The sequence below is a fragment of the Kitasatospora sp. NPDC059146 genome (assembly GCF_042786665.1).
Classification (GTDB): Bacteria; Actinomycetota; Actinomycetes; order Streptomycetales; family Streptomycetaceae; genus Kitasatospora.
Genome location: NZ_JBHZCY010000276.1, coordinates 1 through 1139, shown reverse-complemented (window position 1 = coordinate 1139; position 1139 = coordinate 1). Strand labels below are relative to the sequence as shown.

Sequence of the window (1139 nt, the reverse complement as noted above, 5' to 3'; positions counted from 1 at the left end):
CTAGTGTCCTGAGTCTGGAATTCGCTTCAGATATCCGGCGAGGCGTTCGAGGATCTCGTCGGCGGTCTTGGTCCAGATGTAGGGCTGCGGGTCGGTGTTCCAGGTGGCGATCCAGTCGCGGATGTCGGCTTCGAGGGCCTGGACGGACTTGTGGACGCCTCGCCGTATCTGCTTGTTCGTCAGCTCGGCGAACCAGCGCTCGACCAGGTTGAGCCATGACGAGCCGGTCGGGGTGAAGTGCAGGTGGAACCGGGGATGCGCCACCAGCCAGGTCTTGATCGCCGGGGTCTTGTGGGTGGCGTAGTTGTCCAGTATCAGGTGAATGTCCAGGCCCTGGGGGACCTCCTTGTCCAGCCGGAGCAGGAACTTCTTGAACTCCTCGGCCCGGTGGCGGCGGTGGAGCGAGCCGATGACCTTGCCGGTGGCGACCTCGAGTGCGGCGAACAGCGTGGTGGTGCCGTGGCGGACGTAGTCGGCGGTCATCCGCTGCGGCACGCCCGGCATCATCGGCAGCACCGGCTGGGACCGGTCGAGTGCCTGGATCTGGGATTTCTCGTCCACGCAGAACACCAGGGCCCGCTCGGGCGGGTCGAGGTAGAGGCCGACCACGTCGTGGACCTTGTCCACGAAGTACGGGTCGGTGGACAGCTTGAAGGTCTCAGCGCGGTGCGGCTGCAGTCCGAACGCGCGCCAGACCCGTGACACGGTGGACTGCGACAGGCCGGTCTCCCTGGCCATCGACCGGGTCGACCAGTGCGTGGCGTCCTTCGGGGTGCGTTCCAGGGTCCTGGCGACCAGGTCGGCCACCTGCTCGTCGGTCACCGTGCGGGGGCCGCCCGGCCTGGGCATGTCGCCCAGGCCGGCGATCCGGTGCTCGACGAACCGGGCGCGCCACCGGCCGACCGCGTGCGGGGTCGATCCCAGCCGCTCCGCGACGTCCTTGTTCGACGCGCCGCTCGCGCACTCCAGGATGATCCGGCACCGCAGAGCCCAGGCCTGCGGCGTCGACCGGCGACGCACCCACCCCTCCAGGGCGGCCCGCTCGTCGTCCGACAACACCAACTCGACCTTTGGTCGACCCGTCCGCACCATAGGATCAGTCTATATTTATGAATGAAATTCCAGACTCAGGACACTAG

At 67.2% G+C, this 1139-nt stretch carries 1 protein-coding gene; it reads right to left on the bottom strand.

Features of this window, described 5'->3' with window-relative positions; translation table 11 throughout:
- Positions 1-1092, bottom strand: coding sequence for an IS630 family transposase (locus tag ACFXPX_RS43895; protein WP_380645129.1), 1092 nt, complete (start codon positions 1090-1092; stop codon positions 1-3).
- Positions 1093-1139 lie beyond the last annotated feature (47 nt).